Below are 17,459 nucleotides of genomic sequence, written 5' to 3' on the forward strand. Positions count from 1 at the left end.
CTACTCTTTATTTTCTCTTGCACTACACAATTGCATCATATACTTTAATTAGCGGTACTACTTTAGCTCTTATACGTTACTCCGAGTGGTTGAAATTCCATGATGTCTCTTCTCTAGATGATGCCATTACTTAATCTAAACAGCCCCCCCGTGCAGTTCACTACTCAGGGGTTTGAAGCATCGATTGTCGCTGTCGTCATGGCCGCTTCATAGGTTTCCGCTAATTTCTGAGCGTCCTTTATCGCCATGCTCTTTGTTGTCAAAAGAAAAATCAGAGGGTTCACAAAGTTGAATCACAGCTTCACACATGCACTGTGATTCAAATAGCATTGTTACAATTTTTTTCACTTGAAGGAAGTCACCTACCCCCACTGTGTGTCTTATAAAATGACCGCACAATTATAAGAAAATTTTTGGATCGTGTTTGTTCAACGAAATAAAAAAAGACTACTACAATTAGTAGTAATCCTCTCTTGTCTTTAGGTGAAATGAAGGACTGATGTCACTCTTTCAACTTATAACATCTTTCCCTCGTATAAACAAAATATTAACACAGTGGGGGACAGACACTCTTAGTTTGATTATTTCTGTAATTTTTCAAAAATAATCTCCGTTAAAATATAGTCACCATTTTGCTTGGCTACATAAGCACCTTGTTTCTTCAATTCATGATAAGAATTTGCTCCTCTTTTAAGCGTACCAGAGGAGTCGAAGTAAATTGAATCAAAATCTTCGTCTACAGTTTGAAGGTGCAGTTTTTCCATTTCCATCTTCGTTATCAATGTATTAATTACTCTAGATAACGTAGCTAGACTATTATTCCATCCGTTCATACTCGGAATCTTGCGAGCAATATCAGCTTTAGAATTTAGACTTAATTCGCCATATCCGTCAATTGGTAATTGTTTAAGCTGATTAATAAACTGTATTTCATCTTCGTAGTTCGCTAACGCTTCAACCTTAGCTTCTAACTCGTTAGATAGATAAGTAGTATCTTGAATAACGTCTTCTATGTGACTATATGAATCCTTTTTCTTCATTACTTCCTTAGCAACTGCCACTCTACCGGCTTTGGACAAGTTAATATAACGCTCTCCTACATGTTCAACAAGTACATTCATTACGGCCTCTGCTGTAGTTGCTTCTTTCACTTGTGAGAAAGCATCAATAATGGCTTCTTCCTGCAGCTCGTCAACAATGAAATTCTTCTTGTACTCTTCTACTTTTACCATTAATTCCTTTTTCAAAGGAGACGTTTGCACAGACCTTAATAGTTTTAAGGCATGATTCATATCGTCAACATTATTCATACTTGCTACTAAGTCTTTTGCCTTATGGAGTTTCTCTAACCAACTTAGACGAAGTTCACACTCTTCTCTAGCTTCATCATTAAAAATCAGATGTTGGATACGCTTCGTCAATGAATCTAGCTCTGCCTTACCCCAACCCCATTGAGTTTCATAGTAGTGCAAATCGGAATTTAACTGTAAATATAAACTCTCTTCATTATAAGAAGGACTAGTTGTACATTCATAACCTATTAACGACTTACTCTTTAACTCTGATACTTCCTCGGCTAATGTTGCGGGGACTTTTTCGATATCTATCAAAAGAGTATACCTCCTCTTATCAACTTACTTACTAATTAATTATATAATGTTAGACCCTCGAATAAAAGGCACCATTTATTCATTTAAAAAGAAGTAAACCACCTATCATGTAATATAAAGGTTCATGATAGCTTCATCAATGTCTTCACTGTAATCAATAGCAGATTTTGCTATTTTCGCGTCAAATCCTTTTAGTAAGTTGATGAAAGGATAGAATCCGCATCAAGTGAAGCACTGTCCTTAGCCAATGCAACTAGTGCAGAACCGAATGTTGCATTTGTTTGAGCTTCTTTCAACTTAATCAACTGATCTGTAATGCTTAAAGGTTGGGTAGCACCATCAATGGAAGACATCCCTTAAAGATCATGGCTCAGAAAATTGGGCAACAGATTTGTTTACCATCTCAACCTTAACTTTTAACCTACTATATGTTCTAGTTATCATTGATCAACAGACCCGAAAGATCATCTCTTTTGGTGTGACAGAACATTCTACTGAATAATGGGTCATTGAAGTTTCGTCATGTCACTCCTAATGATGAAGTACCTAAATACCTAGCTCATGAAAACGACACTATTTTTTGCCCTAAGGATTATCAACATCATCACAAATCAATTCAAAAAGAACAACATTCCGATCACTTTGGCAAAATGCTTATGTAGAAAAAGTTATTGGAACGATCAAGCGTAAGTTACTAGATCACTCCATTCCTTTAATCCAGCTTCACTTACAATGCGTTCTTCACGAGTACCTCTATGATTATTACAACACGATCCGTACTCATCAAAGTATAGGGGGAAGACATCGATTCCAACACTTACTTACCTTACAAGCTCCGTAAAAAAGTCGAAATTATAAGGTACTTCTGTTTTGAATGGTCTGTACCATACATACAAAAAGTAGCTTAACTTTTCATTCATTCCATTTCACAATTCTCAAAAATTGCTTCGAATAGGGTTTCCTTGATATGCCATTCTTTTTGGCTCTGCCATGCCCACCTCTCCATGTAAAGTTTCAGCATGATTTTTTCTTTGCAAAGCTCTGTACTTTTATTTTGCTAAACACACTAGATTCTCTTACTTGCTTTACACTAACAATACTCACACTCTTAGCTGGATATTTCCTACGCTTGAATGCTTCGTCTCTTAATACTACCTCTTCATTACCATACTCATTAATCATTAAACATTCCTCCTAAATAGAAATAGCCCCAATCCCTTTTGGAATTAGAGCAGTAAGGTAGAATCGCTATTCTATGATTATAATATATGGTTGATTTGTTAGTTGATACAGTTTTAACTTTTAATATCACGAAAAGGTATAATCGGATTTCCCTTTAGCTTTTTAATATGTAATTTCAATTCATGTTCTAATCTCTCTTTTTCACTCGGTTCAAAGGTAAAACATTCTTCAATCTCATCACGGAATATCTCTTTCCATTTTTTATAAAGTTCATGATCATACACGTCGAATACTTGAAGAAACATTCTAGCTGCATCCTCTTGTTCGAATTCCTCATCATCAGTCCAACCGTATGTCCGAACCTCTTCTTCTAAATATTCATGGATTAAGAAATGGAGTTTCTTCTTTAACAATCTTGATGATTTCTTTCTACCTAACCGATTGAATGTTCTATTTATATGCTCTTTTAGATATCCTACTAATTCCTCGAAGTTTGTAATATCTTCTATAAAGAACCCATATTTCATATTGAATCTATCCCATCCTAATTTGATAACCTTCAAATCTATTGTATCAGCTTAATTCTAGAGAAATGCAACAAATGGCGGGCTGGTTAAAGGTTCGCTATATGAAAACATTTGAAAATCAGGTGGATGAATTCATTGCATTTTTAGAGTTAATTCAGAACTTGAAAAAAGATACATTCAAACGAATGCTGAATTGGCATCGAGCTTTCGAAAAAACTCTGACGATTGATTTTGCACTTGAATTTGTCATAAGGTGCTAATCGACACTTCTTCGTCTGTTCTTTGACAATTCCACTTTTTAAAAAGTTAGTATTTTATCTACATAACCCCTTTTTTACCTTCAATTATTTTTATAATATTCAGTAATTATAGAGTAAAAAAGCAAGAGTAGTCTTGTTACCGACCATTCTTACCTTCTTTTGTTCAAATTTTTTTGGACAAGTGTTCTAGTTTAATAGAGTTTTGCCCACATAAATAAAAGTGAAATTTAGGTCTTAAAGTTTTGAAGTCCGGGAATGGTTCATCTAAAGTCATAGCAATTGATCCAAGATGTTGAAGAGTCGTAATTATCCTCCTGAAAAATAACTCAAGAAAAGCCAATCACCGAAGTGATTGGCTTTTCCTGTTATAACAGTTTAGATATTAGTTTGTTGAAGCAATTGCAGCATCTACAGCAGCTTTAATTCCAGCTAGAGTAGTGTATTTGATTTTTTCTGGATCTTCACCAGTTGTCATTGGGAAGGCAGCAAGGAATGCTTCGGAAACTTCTAATTTTTCAGCTGAGCTTAAAGCTTCGAATGAAGCATACTCTAAAGCATCAAGAGCAGAACTCATTGCTGAGATTGTTGATGCAGTGTTAACTCCATCCATTAATGCTTTACGAGCATCAATTTGATCTCCTAGTTCAGTAGTAACTGTACCTACTGTTTTAAATCCATCAGAAGTTCTTTCAGCTAATACTAACTCAGCAACTTCCAATTTCGCTGCATTTGTTAGGTTAATGTAATTAGTAGCAGCATCTGTATCTTCTTCACCTTCACCAGGTTCTGAAGAATTAGCAGTCACAAGCGCGAATGAAGTTAATGCAGTTCTAGCAGCAGAAGCCGTAGTTGCAGCATCTAAAGATACAACCGCGTTAACTGCGTTGATTTCTGCTTGTAAATTAGCTTTTGCAGTAGCCACTTCCTCAGTAGTTGCAGCAGGACCATCAACATCAACCTCAGCAGCAGTCTTAATTGTCGAAACATTTGCAAAGTATGCAGCACTATTAGCATCAACAATATTACTTAAGTTTAATACATTATTTTTTAATAATACTAATAATTCAGGAGCATTTTCATCTGCAGTAAATCCTGCAATATTATCAAGAACGATTTCGGCGTTATTTTCTCCATTGATAATATTTTGAATATCTGAAGCAGTATCTTTAACTACGCCATCAGTATCAATTGCAGACGCATAGTCACTTAATAGTAAAGTGTTTACTGTATCAATATCAAAGTCTTCAGTTGCCTTAGCAAGTGCTGTAAGTGCAGCTAATACTTGTGGATCAGTGCTAGCTTCTGTTAATGTAGCCACTTCAGTAACAGCAACGCCAACTACGATAGTTTGAATATTTCCAGCTGTAATAGTATTTAAAGTTGCACCTTCTACACCCGCAGCTTCAGCAATTTTATCAGCATATTTATTCAAGTATGCAGTTGTAACTGTAGCAAAGTCAAAGTCTTCAGAAGAGCTTGAAAGAGCTTGTAGTGCAGACGTGATTGCAGCATTCGTTGAAGCTCCAGTTAATTTAGCAGCAGATGATAAAGCTTTCTTCTCATCATATGAAACTTTTAGATCAGCTTTAACGGTTTCATCTTCTCCATCAGCTACAACAAAGTCTAGTAATGCTAATGCATTAGCAAAGTCTGTGTTAGATGAAGAGTTATTTAATAATCCAATAGTTTCTTCAGCAACTTCGAAGTTAGTTGCATCAATTTCAGCTTGAATATCTTCTACTGTAAGATTTTCTGGTGTTTCTCCAAATCCTACAATCGCAGTAGAGTAATCTGAAATCTTATCTACATTTACACGTCCAAACCCATTGTTGTTAAGTGCAGCTAGTAAACGTAATTGGCTTACTTTCGCTCCGGCCAATACTTCATTTACTTTCTTAACATCAGCAAGACGTGCTTCAAATCCTGCAAGGATATTTTCGCCATCTTCATCAACAAGATCAGACGGAACTTCCGCTACTTTAGCTACTGCATTTGCAAGAGCCACATCACTATAAGGAGTTCTTTCTGCATCGGATACAGCCGATTCTGCTGTTTCTACAATAGTTTCTGTTGCTGTGTTAATAACTTCTTGAATTTGAGTTCTTGTGAAGCTTGAACCATCAGCAATCAAAGTATCAGCATAAGTAACGATATAATCCGCACGAACACCAGTAAAGACTCCTAATGCTTGACCGTTCTCAAGAGCTGCAAGTAATTGAACTTGTGTTCTTGAAGCATTTACCGCTGATTCTACGTTTGTAGTATAAACAACGTCAACTTGAATTTCTTCAACTGTTGTAGGTTCAACAGAATTTTTCAATGTCATATAATCAGCTACACGTGCACTATCAACTTCTAAGAAGAAACCGTTTAAAGAAGATAATAATTGAACTTGGTTAGTAGCATCATTTACAGATTTAACAACCGCAACTAATTGTGCTTCAACAGCAGCAACTTTCGCATCAATACGCTCTTGAAGTTCAGTTTGAGCTTCTTCGTTTTCTAATGCATCCACAGCTTCTTGTGCCGCTTCATGAAGTTCCGTTGTAGGTGCAACGTAAGCGAAAGTTGAGATTGTAGCCGCTTCATAAGCTTCAACAGCCGATGTTGCTTCTTCAATAGCAACTACTGATTCGTCAACAAAGTCAACTGTTACAGTGAATTCTTTACCATTGTATTCGAATGTTACTTCGTTTTCACCATGTACTAACGCTGCTTCAAGCTCGATTTCTACAGCTTCGTCAGCACCTTCGAATGTTACTTCGATTGTAGTAGCGTTAATCGCACTTTCCATTTCAATCTGGTATAATAAAAAAACGCCCTATCCCTTTTGTATCAGGTGGTTAGACGATTTACTGTAAAATTATTTAGTATAGGTAACGACCATTTAACGAAGGTCTCCTATACCCGATGAGTGGCTACATCCACTCATCGTATTGTTCTTTTCGAGCCTCTGAGTACAGGCGAGCATACAATTGGGTATGCCTAATATTATCATGCCCTAAAATTTCCTTAATACCCGCAATAGGCATGCCTTTCATTGCTAAATGAGCAGCTAAAGTATGCCTCATCACATGGGGACTCATATGAAACCCTAACTCTTCCTTATATCTCGAAAACCAACTTTGAATCGTCCGTCGACTAATACGTGCTCTTTGTCTTGGATTGGCAATGACACAGGGCAAATCATCTCGTCGCAAAGAGAGATAAGCTTTAAGGTACTCCTCACATTGCCGAGTAAATAACACCATTCTTCCTCTTTGCCCCTTCCCACTAGGAATGTGAATCGTCCTTTCCGACCACTGAATATCTTCTCGATTCATCGCCACAAGCTCTGCTAAACGTGCCCCTGTTGCGTAAAGTAATTCGACCACGGCTCTCTCTTGAGGATTGCCTTGAACATGCTTTCGTAGTTGGTTCATTTGAGAGGGACGAAGGTAATAAGGGATTGAAATTTTTTCACCCGGAAAACGAATGGAACGGAGTGGATGTTGCGTCACAACCCCTATTTCCACACAAAATTGAAAGAAGAGATTTAACTGAAACAAAAATCTTCTAATACTGCTAAGTTGATATCCATCCTCTTCCAATAACCTCATCCATGTTCTAATTTCTTTACCGTGAATTTGCTCAAGTGGGACTCCTACTCTTTCAACCATCAATCGCACTGTAGCAAGGTATTCCTTCATTGAGTTTTCCGCTAAATGAAATCGATATTCTGCTCTAAATTTCTCCATCACTTCTTGAAGTTCCATTCTTTCACCCCATAAACTTGCGATACATGGAAACAATTTCTCGCTTCGGAAGTCTTGCATAAATTTGTGTGGTAGCTAAATTGCTATGGCCCAATTCTTCGCTAATAAAAGCTAAATCGGCTCCTTTCGCTAACAACTCGGTCGCAAAAGTATGGCGAAAGCGATGTGGGTGCAGCCTAAAGTCTAATCCGGCTTCTTCCCCAATTTTTTCGATGACATGTTGCATTCCTCTTATACTGAGCCTCTTTAGGTACCTTGAAACAAACAAAGCTGGGGAGTCATCACGACGACTAGCTAAGTACTTCTCAAGTAATAATGCACAACGATCAGTGAAGTGTACATAACGGATTTTTCTTCCTTTCCCAATAACCCTTGCGGTTCGAGTCTCAAGGTTTACCTCTTCTATATTTAGTAAATGAAGCTCTCCTACTCTGCACCCCGTAGCTAAAAAAAGTTCGACCAATGTTTGATCACGAAGAGGCATACTCTCACTTTGAAACCGAGTTTTTGAAATCGTTTCTTTATCCAAATACTTAGGCAAAGGCTGAGGGATCTTTGGATACCATCTTTTCTTAATAGGAGATGTGGATAAGTGTTCTTCCTGTATACAAAATGTATAAAAAGAAGATAAAATACTTAATCGTCTCCTTGAAGAAGCCACATTTTTCCCATCAATATAAGGTATTAACTTTTCATAGATATCTTCTGAACTGAGTTGATCAAAAGCCCGTAGTTCGTCCGCAAAAAACGTTTGCAACCACAGTTTATAGCTATAGATCGTCTGAAGACTTCGATTAGACAGCTTCATCATCAGTAGAAATTCTTCTATTAGTTGCTTATTTTCTTGATTAAGAATAACTTTTGACGTTTTCCAAGGTGATTTTTCCATCCTTCACACCTCCCATTTACGTCTGATATTGATCATATTGTTTTTTTCGAGCTTGTTCTCTAAGGCGAGTATAGATGCGAGTACTGTTGATGTTGACATGGCCTAATAACTCCTGAATATAGCTTTGTGGCATATTCTTTTCTGCTAAATGGGCAGCAAATGTGTGGCGCATTGTATGCGGAGTAATTCGAAAGCCTAATTCTTCAGTAAAAGATTGAAATCTCTTATCTACAAAACAACGACTTAGACAATTCCCCCGATGATTACAAAATAAGTAGGGACTTTCTATTTTTCGATCTTCAAGATAAGCATGAAGACGTTCTCCACAATCATGAGTAAATAACACGAACCGCTCTTTATTACCTTTCCCTTGACGAATCCAAATTTGTCTGGTGTCCCAGCGTACGTCTTCTAGTTTAATACCTAGTAGTTCACTTATTCGGACACCTGTAGCAAAAAGCGTTTCTACAATTGCTCGATCTCTCACATCCTTTTTGGTTAATTCTTGAAGCTCGGCTACTTGTCGTTTAGATAAATAATAAGGAAGAGAATCATCTTTCTTGGGTGTGTGCACAGTAGCGGTGGGATTTCTCTTAATCATATTTTCTTCCATACAATAATGATAGAAAGACTTCACTGCTGATAATTTGAGGTGAATGGATCTAGGTTTAAGCCCACGTTCCTCTAAAGAGGCTAACCACGAGCGAATATGGGTGGCTTTCACTACATCATAATCGACCTCACATGTAGAAAAGAACTGGGAGAGCGCCATTCGATAACTCCGAATGGTCTCGTTACTAAATCTTGCTTGGTGATCAGCAAAAAATATTTCTTGAGCTTTCGCATTTTTTGTCATTCATCTCTACCCCATTTTATTTTGATAGGCTTGCCTCATATCTTCTGTAGGGATTCGGGCATATACTCTAGTCGTATTAAGATCGTTGTGTCCCATTTCATCGGCAATAAACTCTAGGTCCGCCCCTTTTGATAACATATTGGTTGCAAAAGTATGGCGGCAGCAATGAGGGAAAAGAGAGTGAGATAAGCCTGCTTTCTTCCCTAGATTAGTGACCACTAGATAGATACCTGTTTGTTTTAAAGCTCCTCCAAACTTATTGAGAAAGAGAGGGTCAGTAGGTTGACAAGTTCTCCTTTGAAGATATTCCTTTAAAATTAAGGCACACTCCTCAGAGAAATGTACATGTCGAATCTTTGAACCCTTTCCTCTTACTTCAGCCGTCCGTCTTGTTAGTTGAACATCTTTGATTAATAGATTGGCAACCTCGGTCTTTCGACAACCAGATGAGAATAAGAACAAAATTAAAGCTCGATTTCGAAGGGTTAATGTCTCAGCTGCTAGTTTGACTCTTGCTAATTCTTGCTCCGTCAAGTAATGTGGCAGTGCTTGAGGGATTTTCGGCCGCCACCTCTTTTTGATGACCATGTTATCAATATACTCTTCCGCTAAACAAAACTGAAAGAAAGAAGATAGGGTAGATAAAACAAGATCAATTGTTTTTGGTTTCTTATCTACAGAATAAGATGTCAACCATGTTAGCACATCGTCCGAAGTCATTTCTTCCAACGGTACCTCACACTCAGAAAAGAACCTTTCTAGCACTGCCCGATACTTAGTGATAGTTGCTTCTGCTTTGTTAGCGAGCTTCAAGCTCAATAAGTATTCATTTAAAACTGCTTTCGTTGATTCAGAGATTGTTTCAATCTCGGTACGCCAATACTTTTCATTTTGATTCATGCACCGCACCTCCTTTATTCTTAGAATGACTGGAAATCTAATAGTATTGTTAACATTATTATTTGTTTTAAACCTACATTAGTAAAATAAAATGTAAATATACATATAGAAAGCCCCCTAAAAGAAACGTAGGAGACTTTCAATAATAAATATTTACTTCATGTAACGGTATGAGAACCTTTTCACTTTACTTCACCTTCATAAATGCTTCACCAGTAGATTTATGACAATTACAAAACGAATCGAACTCATCAAAGTATAGAAGGGAAGACACCCATTGCAACACCTAATTACAGACCGACAGCAGTGGAAAATATTAAATTAAAAGCTACTCCTTTGTTGAATGGTCTTTACCACACATACACAATACTAGCTTAAGTTTATAGTTATTCAATATCAAACTTTCCGAAAAAACACTAACAATTGATTCTGCACTGGAATTTGTCACAAGGTGCTAATCGACACTTCTTCGTCTGTTCTTTGACAATTCCACTTTTTAAAAAGTTAGTATTTTATCCACATAACACCCTTTTTGCTTTCTTTTTTAATATTCAGTAAATACAGAGTAAAAAAGGGTTACATGAGAGTGTTCAAACACTTTTCAAAGAATCAAGAAACCTTTAATAATACTGGATACCCACCACATTCAAATATAGAACGGAAAATGATATTGTTCCTACCATCTACCATAATAGTAAAACTAAAAAAGAAAGAACCAACCTGATGGTCAGTCCTTTCTTTTTATTTGCTCTGGTTAAGCAGGGACTAATAATTAAAGTCCCATAGCTGCTTCAATTTCAGCAAGAGTTACATATGGCTTACCAGCTAATACAGCTTCTGATACTTCAGCTTTTTGAGCAGCTGATAAAGCATTAAATGCTTCATTTCCTAGTGCTGTTAAAGCTGTAGTCATTCCAGAAATAGTTGTTGCATCGTTAACACCATTGATTAATCCAGTATAAACATCTAATTCTAAAGCTAGTAAAACGTCAACTCTTGCAAAATCAGCTGACTCATCTTCAGCTACTGCTGCAATGAACAATCCAGCGAATTCTAGTTTTTGAGCCGATGTTAAGTCTACATAATCATCATTTTCAAAACCAAATAATAGAGCTCTCATTTCAGTTGCTGTTTTAGCAGCTACTACTGAGTTGTAAGTTTCCCACTCAGCTGTTTCAGCTTTTAATGCAGCTAGTACTACTTTAAGAGTCTCGATGGTTCTGCCAACACCATATTCGTAATTCTTTTCATCAAAATCTTCAAATTGTGTTGTTACATCTGTATAAACAGGTTCTAATTCAGCATCTTCACCAAATGCTGCTGCAAATGCTGCTAATGCTGCTAATGTATCATCAAGGATTGTTAGTTCTTCAGTCTCACCTTTAAGTGCTGTTACTGCACCTGTAAGAGTTGCTGTAGCAAGTTCAGTTTTTGTTAAGTCTTCTTTTTCTAAAGCTTCAATTGCCGCTACAACAGCATCATATTCAGTGTGAGCCTCTGTTGGAACTCCACCATTAGCTGTTGCGAATGCTGCTAATGCTGCTTCACCTTTTACGATTTCAGCATCTGCTGCTACACGTGCGTCAGCATTTGCTTTTAGTTCAGCATCAATTGCTGCAATAATCTCTGCTTTAGTATCACTATTTGTTGTATCTACAACATCAGCATTTGCTAATACTAATGCTTCTAGAGCTGCTTTATAGTCATTTAACTTAGATGGTTTTGCATCAGCAATTGTTAAATTAGCTTCTGTTACTACTGCATCAAGGTTGATTACATCAATAGCATCTGAAACAGCATCAAAGCTAGTCATAGCTCCGTCAAGAGTATTTAAGTTAGTATCAAAGATTGGTCCAGTCGTAGCCATGTACTCATCCATGTTAGCATCTAGTACATTACTGAATTGTCCTTTTAATACTAGGTATTTAGCAAATGTGCCTTTTTTATCGTCTAATAATTCTGTAGTGAATGCATCAAATTCTGAACCTTCTGCTGCTGCATCAATAACATATTCTTGAACTTCTGCTACAGTGCTAAGAGGTTTAGCAGCTTCTTTCGCAGTAAAATAAGCATCAACATTTGCTACATCAAAACCAGTGAAATATTCTTCATTGTTAAGAAGTGTTGCTAATTGAGCTGCAGTAGCTTTGTTAATATTAGCAATTAATTTTTCAACAGCATCAAATTCAACAGTTACATTAACAGCTTCTGTTGTTTCACCGATTGTTACTTCAACAACATATTCTTTGTTACCAAAGACTTTACTACTTACATCAAATGTTACAACGTTATCTTTGATTTCAGCAGCATTAGCTGTAACAATTGCAGTTCCAGTCTTTTCGCCTTTATCATTCAATGCGAAAATAGCAACTTTTGCTGTTGCTCCTTCTTCTGCTTCAAATACAGCTACATTTAACTCAATGGTTTTAGTAACTGCACTAACTTCAGTAACTTCTAAAACTGCAGCTTCAACAACAACTGTAGCTTCAACAGTTACTTCATTAGTGTTTACATATCCTTCTGGCAATACTAAAGTACCAGTGAATGTTTGTTCACCAACAACAGAAGTATCAACAGCACCAGACCACTCAACCTCCATTGATACTGGAGCTTCTTCGCCTGCAACAGTTACATCAACAGTTGTAGGTAATACGTACTCATCACCTTTTGTTACTGTAGCGTTAATCGCACTTACAGTTTCAACTACATAACTTGGGAACATTTCTTCCACTTTTTCTTCTACTGTTTCTTTCTTCTCAGCTAATTGCTCAGCAACTACTTCGTTTGTAGGGTACATGCCAGGATATAGCTTGTTACCTTCTTCTTTAATGCGAACTGCGCGGTTGTTGATACGATCAAGGCGAGCTAGCATTTCTTTTACTATTTCTTCACTTACTTCACCTTCAGTAAGTGCTGCTTCAATTTCGTTAAGTAGGTTGAATGCTGTTACTTCCCAGATAAGACCTTCACGAGCAATTTTAGCTCCTTGAATGAAAGACTCACCAGCTGCTACACGGTTAGCTGAGCCATGGATATGGCTTACTGCGCGCTCTGCACGAACGAGCTCATATGATAAAGCGTTGTAAGCTTCAACAACTTCACTTGTAAGTTCTTGACCTTGGAATGATTGTAAGTTTTCTACTGCATCATTCACACGTGATACATGCTTGTTAGCATCAATCACACGCGCTGCTCTAAGGCGAGTTTCTTTAGCGTAGTTTAATTGACGATCAAACCAAGCACGGTCAGGAGCGTGTGCTGCATGCTTTTCTGCATCCGCAATAGCTTTACCTGCTAGATTATATTGAGCAAGGAATCCAGGTGATACTGTTAGTTCACCAGTCGCTGCGATGTTTGTGTATGGAGTAAGTTTGTTAGCCTCAACTTGAGCTGTTGTTACTGCTTCTTGAGGTGTCATTGCATTAGCCTCAGCTGGTGTTGCTGCTACGAATGCTGTTGTTGCTAGTGTTGCCGTTAACGCGATTTTTGCCGTTTTTTTCATGTTCATGAATAATTACCCCTCTCGAATGTATGTAGCTAATTTAAATCATGACATTTGTCACCTTCGTGACAAATAAAGATTACACAAGAAGAACAAACTAGTCTATTGGTCTGCTAAATCTAGCACTCCAAGAAATAACTTATTAGATGTTAATTTCTATCAGAAGAAACATTTTCCTTGGAAGATGCTGTTGTTCTTACTACAATTACTATATTAAACGATATTTTTACAAAATACTAGTCTAAAATCTCTTTTTTTTTACAAAAAATTTCATTTTTCTCTCTTTTATTAGTAAAATATTTCTTGTTATTCCAATCTTGGAGTTGATACCTATCAACTTATTAGAATATTAAATCATGAGGACTTTAGACTGTTTTACTTACATAAATTTGTGTAAAAATAAATAAAAAAAAGAATGGCTTAGTTGAGCTGCCACTCTTCTTTAATAAGATTACGTTGAATATTAATTCTTTTGTAGGGGTCTGAATAGGGGATTAGTACGTCTTGTGTGAGAGTTTGTGTCTGTCCATTAGCTAATTGTACGGTTATATACTTAGGTAGATTACGAACTTCATAAAAGCTTCGATATACATTTAACAATCCTATTGATTGGAATGGTCTACCATCCCCTTGAAAGGCTGTATTCGAGTATGTCGATAGTTGATGTCTCATCCATTCGACCTTTTCACCTGAATGACGACCAGTATATAAAGGTAATAGCTTAGAAGCTGCACCGCTCACATGAGGGGCAGCCATGGATGTTCCTGATAATTCTAAAAATTGATTACCTTTTGCGGTTGATAAGATTCGTACTCCAGGTGCAAAGATGTCGATTTCTGGCCCATACGCTGACCATGATTGCATTCGAGCGTTCTGATTCACCGCTCCTACAGCGATTGTATAAGGAGAGTTTGCTGGGAATTCAACAGCACCACCCTCATTTCCTGCTGCTGCAATCACAATTACACCTTGATTATACGCATCACGTAATACAGAGGTAAGTGATTGTGAGGAACGCTCTGTCCCTAAACTTAAATTAATGATTTGTACTTGTTCATTCATTGCCCATTGAACACTCTTTATCAGATCTGAGATAAAGCCATTCCCGTCTTTATCTAAGGCTTTCACAATATATAAATGTGCATCTTGAGAGATTCCAGCAAATCGCGTGCCGTCACTTCTTCCAGCTATAATGCCCGCTACATGTGTGCCGTGGCTATCTGAGCTATCGTCTTCTGCTTGTCCTATCGTTTCTCGACCATTCATGAACGTAACTTTCTTTTTCACTTGATTATTTAAGAGTGAATGCGAGGCAATTCCAGAGTCAACGACTGCTATCTTGCAGTCACAACGCTCTCCTAATAAGCGATCCGCCTCTATTGCTGTTAAGTTCCACGGAAGAGCTGACGCTGTTAATCCTTGCTCTTGATTAACAATCGAGAGAGGTTGGTCCTCTTCGATATAGAGGACCTCTTCTACCGATTGGAATAACCCCATCTGACTTTTCTTTCCCTCGACGATCGTGTAGGTACGGGAACCGACTTCAAACTGATCAATCTTCGTTATCCCGTGTTCGAGTAAGTGATCCTGCCATTCATGTTGATCTGGGTGGGTGCTTGCAATAATGAAACGATTGCTTTCCTCCGCAAGTATCACGGAAGGAAGCGGTATGAAAAGAACAACTATCATCATAAATAGCGTTAATATATACGATTTTTGCTTCAAGCTTCTCTCTCCCTAACCCGAACGATCACCACTTGTTATAAAGATTATCTACTTCTCTACTACAGAAGGTCTACCGATCGAGTGATATTCTATTCCTTCTTGTGCCATCTCCACTGGATTAAAGCAATTTCGCCCGTCAAAAATAACCGGTTCGTTCATCGCTTTTTTCCATTGTTCGGGAGTTAGAGAGCGAATCTCTTCCCATTCTGTCACTATAAATGCACAATCTGTATGTTCAATCGCTTCATATGCCGATTGAACGTACTTCATTTCTTGCGGGAGCCAAATCTTCGCATTATCTGTAGCAATTGGATCATAGCCCACAACTGTAGCACCTTCTTCAATTAATTTCCGTGCAATGACAATAGATGCAGCCTCTCGCATATCATCAGTATTTGGCTTAAACGCTAGACCTAAAAGTGCCACTCGCTTGCCCTTTAAAGATCCAAAGCGCGCTTTAGCCTTTGTGACGAGCTTTTCGCGTTGAACATTGTTCACTTTAATCACAGCTTTTAATAATTCAAAATCATGCTCGATATTTCCTGCGATTTGAATTAAGGCATTTGTGTCCTTAGGGAAACAAGACCCACCATAGCCGATTCCTGCTTGTAGGAATTGTGAGCCTATACGTTGGTCCATTCCCATACCCGCTGCCACGTCTTCTACATTCGCACCGAGCTTATCGCAAATATTAGCAATTTCATTGACGAAGCTAATCTTCGTTGCGAGGAAAGCGTTTGATGCATACTTAATCATCTCTGCACTTTTTATATCGGTGATAAACACAGGAATATCCAGTGGAGCGTACACACTTTTCACTTTTTCTGCCGCTTCTTGATCATCTGCTCCAATAACAATGCGATCGCCTTTAAACGTATCATGAACGGCTGAGCCTTCACGTAAAAATTCTGGATTCGATGCGACTTGAACGGAAACGGGATGAACTAAATGAGCCAACACCGTTTCTTTTACGAACGCATTTGTCCCAACTGGAACTGTACTTTTCGTTATAACGACGACATCGGTTGTGATATGAACCCCAATGTCTTTAGCTGCTTGTTCAATAAAACGAAGATCCGCTGTTCCGTCTTCTTTTTGTGGTGTGCCCACAGCGATGAAGATTAGTTCCGCACCTTCAAACCCTTCTTTGTGTGAAGTAGTGAATGCTAATCTTCCTGCTGCACTATTTTCTTTCATCAATTCTTCTAGTCCAGGTTCATAGATAGGGGATTGACCTTGGCTCATGCGATCTACTTTCGCCTCATCTAGGTCAATACATGTTACCTCATGACCAATATGAGAAAGACTCACACCCGTCACTAGACCGACATAGCCTGTACCAATTACTGCGATCTTCATTTCGTACTTCCTCCTTGAACAACTTGTTCTAAATATTGACGAACTTCATCACGTAGGTCATCACGTTGTAAGGCAAAGTCAACTGTCGCTTTAATAAAGCCAAACTTATCACCTACATCATATCTAATTCCATCAAAATTGTACGCTAGTACTTGTTGACTTTCATTCAATGTTTTAATTGCATCCGTTAATTGAATCTCATTGCCTGCACCTGGAGCTTGATTAGCAAGTATGTCAAAGATCTCAGGTGTCAATACATATCGTCCCATGATCGCATAATTAGATGGGGCTTCCTCAAGCTTAGGCTTTTCAACAAATGATTGAACTTTAATCGTATCGCCTTCATGCTCTTTTGAAGCAGGGGAAATAATGCCATATTTCGATACATCCTCATCTGCTACTCGTTGGACACCGACTACAGAACATTGTTGCTCATCATAGACATCAATTAGCTGCTTTAAGCACGGATCTGCTTCTGACTTTACAATGTCATCACCAAGTAAAACGGCAAATGGCTCATCACCAATGAAGCGACTAGCACAAAAAATCGCATGTCCAAGTCCACGAGGTTCTTTTTGACGAATATAATGGATGTTCGCTAAGTTAGAGATCGCTTGAATTTCTTCAAGAATCGCATATTTTTCTTTTTGGGCGAGTGTTTCTTCTAATTCATATGACTTATCAAAGTGATCTTCAATTGCTCGTTTGCCGCGACCACTGACAATGATAATATCTTCAATGCCTGACTCAATCGCCTCTTCAACAATGTATTGGATTGTCGGTTTATCTACGATTGGTAGCATTTCTTTTGGTTGCGCTTTCGTTGCTGGTAAGAATCGTGTTCCAAGTCCAGCTGCTGGAATAATCGCTTTCCGTACCTTCTTCATCATAAAA

General features: G+C 37.8%; 15 protein-coding genes. 2 read left to right on the forward strand and 13 right to left on the reverse strand.

Annotation, left to right across the window (positions count from 1 at the left end; genetic code table 11):
• Nucleotides 1–581: 581 nt before the first annotated feature.
• Entirely contained in the window at nt 582–1,610 is a 1,029-nt protein-coding gene (locus CDZ88_RS13755) for a hypothetical protein (RefSeq protein ID WP_100374092.1), read from the reverse strand.
• Between the two features lie 191 nt (nt 1,611–1,801).
• Complete coding sequence (locus CDZ88_RS17480) at nt 1,802–1,963, reverse strand: hypothetical protein (RefSeq protein WP_157796558.1); 162 nt, start codon at nt 1,961–1,963, stop codon at nt 1,802–1,804.
• A gap of 257 nt (nt 1,964–2,220) precedes the next feature.
• On the opposite strand from CDZ88_RS17480, the gene CDZ88_RS18030 reads away from it, so the two are divergent.
• Nucleotides 2,221–2,451 carry an integrase core domain-containing protein gene (locus CDZ88_RS18030; RefSeq protein ID WP_100374704.1) on the forward strand — a complete coding sequence of 77 codons (231 nt, stop codon included), beginning with the start codon at nt 2,221–2,223 and terminating at the stop codon, nt 2,449–2,451.
• Nucleotides 2,452–2,624: 173 nt separating this feature from the next.
• On the opposite strand, the gene CDZ88_RS17485 is transcribed toward CDZ88_RS18030, so the two are convergent.
• Nucleotides 2,625–2,792, reverse strand: a complete 168-nt coding sequence (locus CDZ88_RS17485) for a hypothetical protein (RefSeq protein WP_157796559.1) — start codon at nt 2,790–2,792, stop codon at nt 2,625–2,627.
• A gap of 113 nt (nt 2,793–2,905) precedes the next feature.
• Nucleotides 2,906–3,319, reverse strand: coding sequence for a hypothetical protein (locus CDZ88_RS13765; RefSeq protein ID WP_100374093.1), 414 nt, complete (start codon nt 3,317–3,319; stop codon nt 2,906–2,908).
• Between the two features lie 74 nt (nt 3,320–3,393).
• On the opposite strand from CDZ88_RS13765, the gene CDZ88_RS13770 reads away from it, so the two are divergent.
• A complete protein-coding gene (locus CDZ88_RS13770; RefSeq protein WP_100374094.1) occupies nt 3,394–3,579 on the forward strand; it encodes a hypothetical protein in 186 nt (61 codons plus the stop codon).
• Nucleotides 3,580–3,961: 382 nt separating this feature from the next.
• On the opposite strand, the gene CDZ88_RS13775 is transcribed toward CDZ88_RS13770, so the two are convergent.
• From CDZ88_RS13775 to galU, 9 genes are all read right to left on the reverse strand, one after another.
• Nucleotides 3,962–6,373: a hypothetical protein gene (locus CDZ88_RS13775; protein WP_100374095.1), complete on the reverse strand. Its 2,412-nt coding sequence runs from the start codon at nt 6,371–6,373 to the stop codon at nt 3,962–3,964.
• A 124-nt stretch (nt 6,374–6,497) separates the two neighbouring features.
• On the reverse strand, nt 6,498–7,334 hold the full coding sequence (locus tag CDZ88_RS13780; protein WP_157796560.1) for a tyrosine-type recombinase/integrase: 837 nt from the start codon (nt 7,332–7,334) through the stop codon (nt 6,498–6,500).
• 4 nt (nt 7,335–7,338) lie between these two features.
• On the reverse strand, nt 7,339–8,223 hold the full coding sequence (locus CDZ88_RS13785; RefSeq protein ID WP_100374097.1) for a tyrosine-type recombinase/integrase: 885 nt from the start codon (nt 8,221–8,223) through the stop codon (nt 7,339–7,341).
• Nucleotides 8,224–8,239: 16 nt separating this feature from the next.
• Nucleotides 8,240–9,079, reverse strand: coding sequence for a site-specific tyrosine recombinase/integron integrase (xerA, locus tag CDZ88_RS13790; RefSeq protein WP_100374098.1), 840 nt, complete (start codon nt 9,077–9,079; stop codon nt 8,240–8,242).
• Nucleotides 9,080–9,085: 6 nt separating this feature from the next.
• Nucleotides 9,086–9,979 carry a tyrosine-type recombinase/integrase gene (locus CDZ88_RS13795; protein WP_100374099.1) on the reverse strand — a complete coding sequence of 298 codons (894 nt, stop codon included), beginning with the start codon at nt 9,977–9,979 and terminating at the stop codon, nt 9,086–9,088.
• 772 nt (nt 9,980–10,751) lie between these two features.
• Complete coding sequence (locus tag CDZ88_RS13800) at nt 10,752–13,487, reverse strand: Ig-like domain-containing protein (protein WP_100374100.1); 2,736 nt, start codon at nt 13,485–13,487, stop codon at nt 10,752–10,754.
• 414 nt (nt 13,488–13,901) lie between these two features.
• Entirely contained in the window at nt 13,902–15,206 is a 1,305-nt protein-coding gene (locus tag CDZ88_RS13805; protein ID WP_100374101.1) for a S8 family peptidase, read from the reverse strand.
• Between the two features lie 48 nt (nt 15,207–15,254).
• Nucleotides 15,255–16,565: a UDP-glucose dehydrogenase family protein gene (locus tag CDZ88_RS13810; RefSeq protein WP_100374102.1), complete on the reverse strand. Its 1,311-nt coding sequence runs from the start codon at nt 16,563–16,565 to the stop codon at nt 15,255–15,257.
• Nucleotides 16,562–17,452, reverse strand: a complete 891-nt coding sequence (gene galU / locus CDZ88_RS13815) for a UTP--glucose-1-phosphate uridylyltransferase GalU (RefSeq protein WP_100374103.1) — start codon at nt 17,450–17,452, stop codon at nt 16,562–16,564. Before galU ends, CDZ88_RS13810 begins: the two co-directional genes overlap by 4 nt.
• Nucleotides 17,453–17,459: the final 7 nt, after the last annotated feature.

Source organism: Bacillus sp. FJAT-45037, from assembly GCF_002797325.1.
In the GTDB taxonomy this organism is placed as follows: Bacteria; Bacillota; Bacilli; order Bacillales; family Bacillaceae_D; genus Alkalihalophilus.

What these genes read in the sequence shown, in the direction of transcription:
- CDZ88_RS13800 (WP_100374100.1), bottom strand. Translation starts at nt 13,487, where the DNA reads ATGAACATGAAAAAAACGGCAAAAATCGCGTTAACGGCAACACTAGCA.
- xerA (WP_100374098.1), bottom strand. Translation starts at nt 9,079, where the DNA reads ATGACAAAAAATGCGAAAGCTCAAGAAATATTTTTTGCTGATCACCAA.
- CDZ88_RS17485 (WP_157796559.1), bottom strand. Translation starts at nt 2,792, where the DNA reads ATGATTAATGAGTATGGTAATGAAGAGGTAGTATTAAGAGACGAAGCA.
- CDZ88_RS13780 (WP_157796560.1), bottom strand. Translation starts at nt 7,334, where the DNA reads ATGGAACTTCAAGAAGTGATGGAGAAATTTAGAGCAGAATATCGATTT.
- CDZ88_RS13765 (WP_100374093.1), bottom strand. Translation starts at nt 3,319, where the DNA reads ATGAAATATGGGTTCTTTATAGAAGATATTACAAACTTCGAGGAATTA.
- CDZ88_RS13770 (WP_100374094.1), top strand. Translation starts at nt 3,394, where the DNA reads ATGGCGGGCTGGTTAAAGGTTCGCTATATGAAAACATTTGAAAATCAG.
- CDZ88_RS17480 (WP_157796558.1), bottom strand. Translation starts at nt 1,963, where the DNA reads ATGTCTTCCATTGATGGTGCTACCCAACCTTTAAGCATTACAGATCAG.
- CDZ88_RS13785 (WP_100374097.1), bottom strand. Translation starts at nt 8,223, where the DNA reads ATGGAAAAATCACCTTGGAAAACGTCAAAAGTTATTCTTAATCAAGAA.
- CDZ88_RS13810 (WP_100374102.1), bottom strand. Translation starts at nt 16,565, where the DNA reads ATGAAGATCGCAGTAATTGGTACAGGCTATGTCGGTCTAGTGACGGGT.
- CDZ88_RS13795 (WP_100374099.1), bottom strand. Translation starts at nt 9,979, where the DNA reads ATGAATCAAAATGAAAAGTATTGGCGTACCGAGATTGAAACAATCTCT.
- CDZ88_RS13775 (WP_100374095.1), bottom strand. Translation starts at nt 6,373, where the DNA reads ATGGAAAGTGCGATTAACGCTACTACAATCGAAGTAACATTCGAAGGT.
- galU (WP_100374103.1), bottom strand. Translation starts at nt 17,452, where the DNA reads ATGAAGAAGGTACGGAAAGCGATTATTCCAGCAGCTGGACTTGGAACA.